We start from the raw sequence: 6,000 nt of genomic DNA on the forward strand, positions 1-6,000 counted from the left end.
GCTGTCCCAATCGGATCGCCGGCGCGCCCTAGCCGTCGCGCGGCAGCTGCAGGGGGCAAAGGCCCTGCGGGAACGGCGTTATTTCGGGCCGCATGTGTCGGAAGGCGACGCCCCCGGGCCTTATGTCTTTTTCGGCGACGCTGGTGAAATCCCGTTGCTCGACCGGCCAGATAACGTCGCGCTGGAATACCGCCTGTCCATGCTTGCCGGCGACGGAGACCTGGTGGTGCTGGGCAGTGACAGGAATGTGGCGTTCGAAGAATACAAGGCGTCCGTGCTGAATTTGGGACAGTGCCGTTATCTGCCGGTCAGGGGGCGTGAAAACGGCCGTCACGTGCCGGTGCATATCCGGTGCCTGAACGATGTCGCCGCTTTTGACGCGCTGGCGGGCTTCGTATCTGCGGCCGGGGGGGTGACCCTGGTTCCGCATATCGCGACGGGGGCGATATGGGCGCTAGCCCGCAAGCTGGCTCGGGATACGGGTAAGACCGTGCATGTAGCCGGCCCGCCGCCTGCCGTGACCCGTTTTGCCAATGACAAGATGTGCTTCTCGGAGCTGGTGCGGGCGTTGTTCGGTCCCTATTCCGGCATGTCCGAGGTTTCGGCCCATGGCATGGCCGCGCTGGTTGGCCGGGTGCGGGAGATGGCGCGGGGATGCGACAAGATCGTGCTCAAGCTGCCCAGCAGTGCCGGATCGGCGGGGAATTTCCCGATCTTTTCAAACGATGTTGTCGCCCTGTCGCCCATGGCGCTGTGGACCTATCTGCAGCGGTTGATCGGCCAGGTCGTGATGCCGCCGGAATTTCCGATGATCGTGCAGGTCTGGGAAAACAATGTGCTGAGCAGCCCTTCGGTGCAATTGTGGATTCCCAGGCCCGAGGCTGGCGACCCGGTGATCGAAGGCCTGTTTGAACAGGTCTTGACCGGCGCCGGCGGGCAATTCGCGGGCGCGCGGCCCTTGCCGGGCGATCATCCCCGGATCGCCGATCTGTGCCACGAAGGCGCGATGCTTGGGCTTGCCCTGCAGGCGATGGGCTATTTCGGCCGTTGCAGCTTCGACGCTGTGCTGACCGGAGACAGCATCGAAACGGCGGCGCTGCACTGGATCGAATGCAACGGCCGCTGGGGCGGCGTTTCGGTGCCGATGACCCTTCTCAACCGCCTGTTCGGCGAGGAGGGGCCGCCAAGTTATGCGATCATGCACAATTTCGGTCAGGGGGGCGGGGTGGCAGGCTTCGCGGACGGGCTGGAGGTGCTTGGCGATCTGATCTGGCGGCCGGGGCGGGACACCGGGATCATTTTCAACACGCCTTCGGGTTTCGAGGCCGGAACGAGCTTTCATTTCGTTGCGCTGGCAAGTTCCGACGAGGCGGCAACGGATCTGGCCGATGTGATGAAAAGGCGGCTGGCCCCCGGCGCAAACCCGCCCTGATGGCCCGGCCGGGGCGCATTTGACATCGGTCAAAGGGCAAACGCCATCGCCGGTGCTAACCTGTCTTCAACCGTTCGGGTGATATCAGGCGGGAACGCGCCCCTTCTTGGGACGCAGAAGGAGGAGGGCCTGCGATGCAACGACCCTGGGAGGCAGCCACGAAGGACGCGGGACGCTGGCGCGCGGCGGGAGGGCATTCGTGATGCCCGATCCGAACGTAGAGATGATCCGCTATCTCGACGCGGACGGCACCCCGGTGCAGGATCTGCCCGATTTCGCACGGCAACGTGACACGCTGGTCGATCTTTACGCCGCGATGGTCAGGACCCGCGCTTTCGATGCCAAGGCGGTGGCGCTGCAGCGTACCGGGCGGCTTGGCACCTATGGATCCAGCCTCGGTCAGGAGGCGATCGGCATCGGCGTTGCCAGCGTCATGCTGGCCGAGGATGTCTTCATCCCCTCGTTTCGCGAACACGGGGCGCAGATGATGCGCGGGGTGAGCATGGAGGAACTGTTCCTCTACTGGGGTGGCGACGAACGCGGCAACGATTTCGCCGCCCCGCTTGCGCGCCGCGATTTCCCGGTCTGCGTGCCGGTCGGATCGCAATTTCCCCAAGCCGCCGGGGTGGCGCTGGCGCTGGTGCAGAAGGGCGCGCGGGGCGTTGCCGTGGCGGTGGCGGGCGACGGGGCGACCTCCAAGGGCGATTTCTACGAGGCGATGAACATGGTCGGGGTCTGGCAGTTGCCGGCGGTCTTCGTGATCAACAACAACCAATGGGCCATTTCGCTGCGGCGGCAGGATCAGACGGCGGCGGAAACGCTGGCGCAGAAATCGGTGGCGGCGGGTATCCCCGGTGTCGTGGTCGACGGCAATGACGTGATCGCGGTGCGACAGGTGACGGCGCAGGCGTTGTCACGCGCCCGCGCGGGGCCGGGCGGCACCCTGATCGAATGCGTGACCTACCGGCTTGGCGATCACACCACCTCGGACGATGCCAGCCGGTATCGCGAGGACGAAGAGGTCAGCCCGCATTGGCGGCAGGAACCGGTCCTGCGCCTGCGCAACCACCTTGTCGCGGCCCATGGTTGGAGCAAGGACGAGGAGGAAGCGCTGCTGCGGGAAAGCAACGACAGCGTCGACAAGGCGGCGGAGGTCTATCTTGCCACGCAGCCCGACCGGCCCCGTGCGATGTTCGAGCACATGTTCGCCCAAATGCCGACGGAGCTGGCACAGCAGGCGGGGGACGTCGCCGATGACTGAAATGACCATGATCGAGGCGATCCGCACCGCGCTTGCCCGCGCGATGGACGATGACCCGGACGTGATCCTGATGGGCGAAGACGTGGGCATCAACGGCGGCGTATTCCGCGCAACCGACGGGCTGATCCAGCGTTTCGGCGCATCCCGCGTGCGCGACACGCCGCTGTCGGAAACCGCCATTGCCGGTGTCGCGGTGGGCGCGGCGGTACAGGGGCTGCGCCCGGTGGCCGAGATTCAGTTCATGGGATTTCTATATCCCGCTATCGACCAGCTGGCGAACCATGCTGCGCGGTTCCGTAACCGGACGCGCGGGCGGCTGACCTGCCCGATGGTGCTGCGCGCGCCCTATGGCGGCGGCATCGGGGCGCCGGAACACCATTCCGAAAGCATGGAGGCGATGCTGGCGCATATCCCGGGCCTGCGCGTCGTCAGCCCCAGTTCCCCCGCCAAAGCCTATGGCCTGTTGCTGGCCGCGATCCGCGATCCCGATCCGGTGGTCTTTCTGGAACCGAAACGGCTTTACCGGGCGGGCAGCGAAACGGTGACGGATGACGGCGCGGCGCTGCCTCTCGACACCGCGTTCAGGCTGCGCGAGGGGGCGGACCTGACAATCGTCGGCTGGGGCGCGATGCTGTCCGAGGTGAACGAGGCCGCCGATCAATTGGCCGGGGAGGGGATCAGCGCCGAGGTGATCGATCTGGCCACACTGAAGCCCTATGACCGGGCGATGGTCCGCGCCTCGGTCGAAAAGACCGGGCGCTGCGTGATCGTTCACGAAGCCCCGCTGACCGCCGGGTTCGGCGCGGAAATCGCCGCCGATCTGGCCGAACACAGCCTGACGAGCCTGCTGGCACCGGTACACCGGGTGACCGGTTACGACACGGTGATGCCCTATCCGCGGCTGGAGGCGCATTACATGCCCAGCACCGAACGCATTCTGAAAGCGGCCCGGGCCGTGATGGAGTTCCAATGACCGTTTTCACGCTCCCCGATCTTGGTGAAGGGCTGCAAGAGGCCGAAATCGTCACCTGGCATGTCGGCGAGGGCGATCACGTGATCGCCGATCAGCCACTTGTTTCGGTCGAAACCGACAAGGCGGTGGTGGAAGTCCCGGCGCCTTATTCGGGCACGATTGCCCGGTTGGTGGCCCGGGTGGGGGATGTCCTGGCCGTGGGGCAGCCGCTGGTGGACATCGATACCGGCAAGGCCGAAGACAGTGGCGCGATTGTCGGACGGCTGGACGCGGACGAAAAGCCGCGCCCGGTCCAGCCCGTGGCGCCGCCTGCCGGGGGCGATGTGATCCGCGCCACCCCGGCGGCGCGGAAACTGGCGCGGGAACAAGACATCGATCTGTCGCGGATCGAAGGAACCGGCCCCGGCGGAGTGATCCAGACCACCGATGTTGCCAGTGCCACGCCGCGCGGCGTGGCGGGCGAGGGCCTGCGCGGTCCGCGGCGCGCGATGGCCCAGGCGATGGCGCGATCGCATGAAACCGTCGTGCCGGCCACGATCATGGACAAGGCCGATGTGACGGCCTGGGACACGGATGAAAACCCCACCTTGCGGCTGATTTCGGCGATCGTCGCGGCCTGCGCTGTCGAGCCGGCGCTGAACGTCTGGTTCGACGGGAAAAACCGGCAGCTTCATGATCATGTCGACCTGGCCGTCGCGGTGGATTCCGAGAACGGGCTGTTCGCCCCGGTCCTGCGGCACGCGGAGAACCCCGAAGGCATCGCCGAACGGCTGTCCGCCCTCAAGGCGGCGGTGAAGAACCGCACGCTGACGCCCGAGGCCTTGAAGGGGGGCACCGTCACGCTGTCGAATTTCGGCATGATGGGGGGCGAACACGCGGTTCTGGTCGTGTCGCCGCCGCAGGTGGCCATCATCGGGGCCGGGCGGATCGGCGATGCCGTCGTCTGGCATCAAGGGCAGCCGCAAAAACGCCGCCTGCTGCCGCTGTCGCTGAGCTTCGATCATCGCGTGGTCACCGGCGGCGAAGCGGCGCGGTTCCTGGCCGCCTGTCGCGCCGATCTGGAACGGCCGTCCATTGCCAACACGGAAACATAGCATGACAGAGTTCTTTTCGCTCACCGATGATCTGGGCCCGGCAAAGGTCATTCATATCAGCAATGCCGAAGCCGGATTGAAAGCCATCGTCGTGATCGACAACATTGCCGCCGGCCCGTCGATCGGCGGCACCAGGATGGCGCCCGACGTGACGCTGGACGAATGCATGCGGCTGGCCCGCGCCATGACCTTGAAAAATGCCGCCGCCGGGTTGCCCCATGGCGGCGGCAAGTCGGTGATCATGGCCGATCCAGACATGCCGGCGGCGCAAAAGGAAGGTCTGATGCGCGCCTTCGCCGATGCCATCGCCGGGATCGCCGATTACATCCCCGGTCCCGACATGGGCACGAACGAGGTCTGCATGGGCTGGGTGCTGAGCGAGACAGGCCGCGCCGTCGGCCTGCCGCGGGTGCTGGGTGGCATCCCTCTCGATGAAATCGGGGCGACCGGATACGGCATCAGCGTGGCCGCGCAGGCGGCCGAACCGTTCTGCGACGTGACCCTGAAAGGCGCGCGGGTCGCCATTCAGGGATTTGGCGCGGTGGGCACGCATGCGGCGCTCTGCCTGCAAGACCTGGGCGCGAAACTTGTGGCCGTGTCCGACAGCCACGGCACCGTGCGGAACCCGGAGGGGCTGCCGCTGGCCGATCTGATCGCCCTGAAACAGCGACATCGAAGCGTCACCGCGCTGCCCGGTGCCGACACCGTGGCGGAAGAGGCGGCGATCACCGCCGATTGCGACATCCTGATCCCGGCGGCCCGTCCCGATGCGATACATCCCGGCAATGCGGCGGGGGTGAAGGCGCGGCTGATCCTGGAAGGGGCCAATATCCCAGCCTCGGCGGAGATCGAAAAGGACCTGCACGACCGGGGCGTGATGATCGTGCCCGATTTCATCGCCAACGCCGGCGGGGTGATCTGCGCCGCCGTCGAATATCAGGGCGGTGCGGAAAGCCAGGCGATGCAGGTGATCGGAGACAAGATCGCGCTCAACACGCGCGAAGTGCTGACCCGGGCGCGCGACAAAGGGGTCATGCCGCGCGACGCGGCGACGGAAATGGCGGCGGAACGGGTGAAGCAGGCGATGGCGCTGCAGCGGCGCTTCGGCTGAAACCCGGGGGCGGGTCTGCCCGCCCACGGGCGCAGGCTTATTCGGCGGCGATGGTTTCCTGGCGCTGGCTGCCCAGCCCTTCGATTTCCACTTCCATGACGTCGCCGGGGCGCAGGTAGCGCGGCGGTT

5 protein-coding genes are annotated in these 6,000 nt (G+C 66.5%); all 5 read left to right on the forward strand.

Features of this window, described 5'->3' with window-relative positions; genetic code table 11:
- Positions 1 to 94 precede the first annotated feature (94 nt).
- Positions 95 to 1,432: a preATP grasp domain-containing protein gene (locus tag IT775_RS10275; protein WP_212701012.1), complete on the forward strand. Its 1,338-nt coding sequence runs from the start codon at positions 95 to 97 to the stop codon at positions 1,430 to 1,432.
- 202 nt (positions 1,433 to 1,634) lie between these two features.
- Entirely contained in the window at positions 1,635 to 2,693 is a 1,059-nt protein-coding gene (pdhA, locus tag IT775_RS10280; protein WP_212701013.1) for a pyruvate dehydrogenase (acetyl-transferring) E1 component subunit alpha, read from the forward strand.
- Positions 2,686 to 3,666 carry an alpha-ketoacid dehydrogenase subunit beta gene (locus tag IT775_RS10285; protein WP_212701014.1) on the forward strand — a complete coding sequence of 327 codons (981 nt, stop codon included), beginning with the start codon at positions 2,686 to 2,688 and terminating at the stop codon, positions 3,664 to 3,666. Before pdhA ends, IT775_RS10285 begins: the two co-directional genes overlap by 8 nt.
- Positions 3,663 to 4,760 carry a dihydrolipoamide acetyltransferase family protein gene (locus tag IT775_RS10290; RefSeq protein ID WP_212701015.1) on the forward strand — a complete coding sequence of 366 codons (1,098 nt, stop codon included), beginning with the start codon at positions 3,663 to 3,665 and terminating at the stop codon, positions 4,758 to 4,760. Before IT775_RS10285 ends, IT775_RS10290 begins: the two co-directional genes overlap by 4 nt.
- Position 4,761: 1 nt before the next feature.
- On the forward strand, positions 4,762 to 5,871 hold the full coding sequence (locus IT775_RS10295) for a Glu/Leu/Phe/Val family dehydrogenase (protein ID WP_212701016.1): 1,110 nt from the start codon (positions 4,762 to 4,764) through the stop codon (positions 5,869 to 5,871).
- Positions 5,872 to 6,000 lie beyond the last annotated feature (129 nt).

Source organism: Thalassovita aquimarina (genome assembly GCF_018219815.1).
Classification (GTDB): domain Bacteria; phylum Pseudomonadota; class Alphaproteobacteria; order Rhodobacterales; family Rhodobacteraceae; genus Thalassobius; species Thalassobius aquimarinus.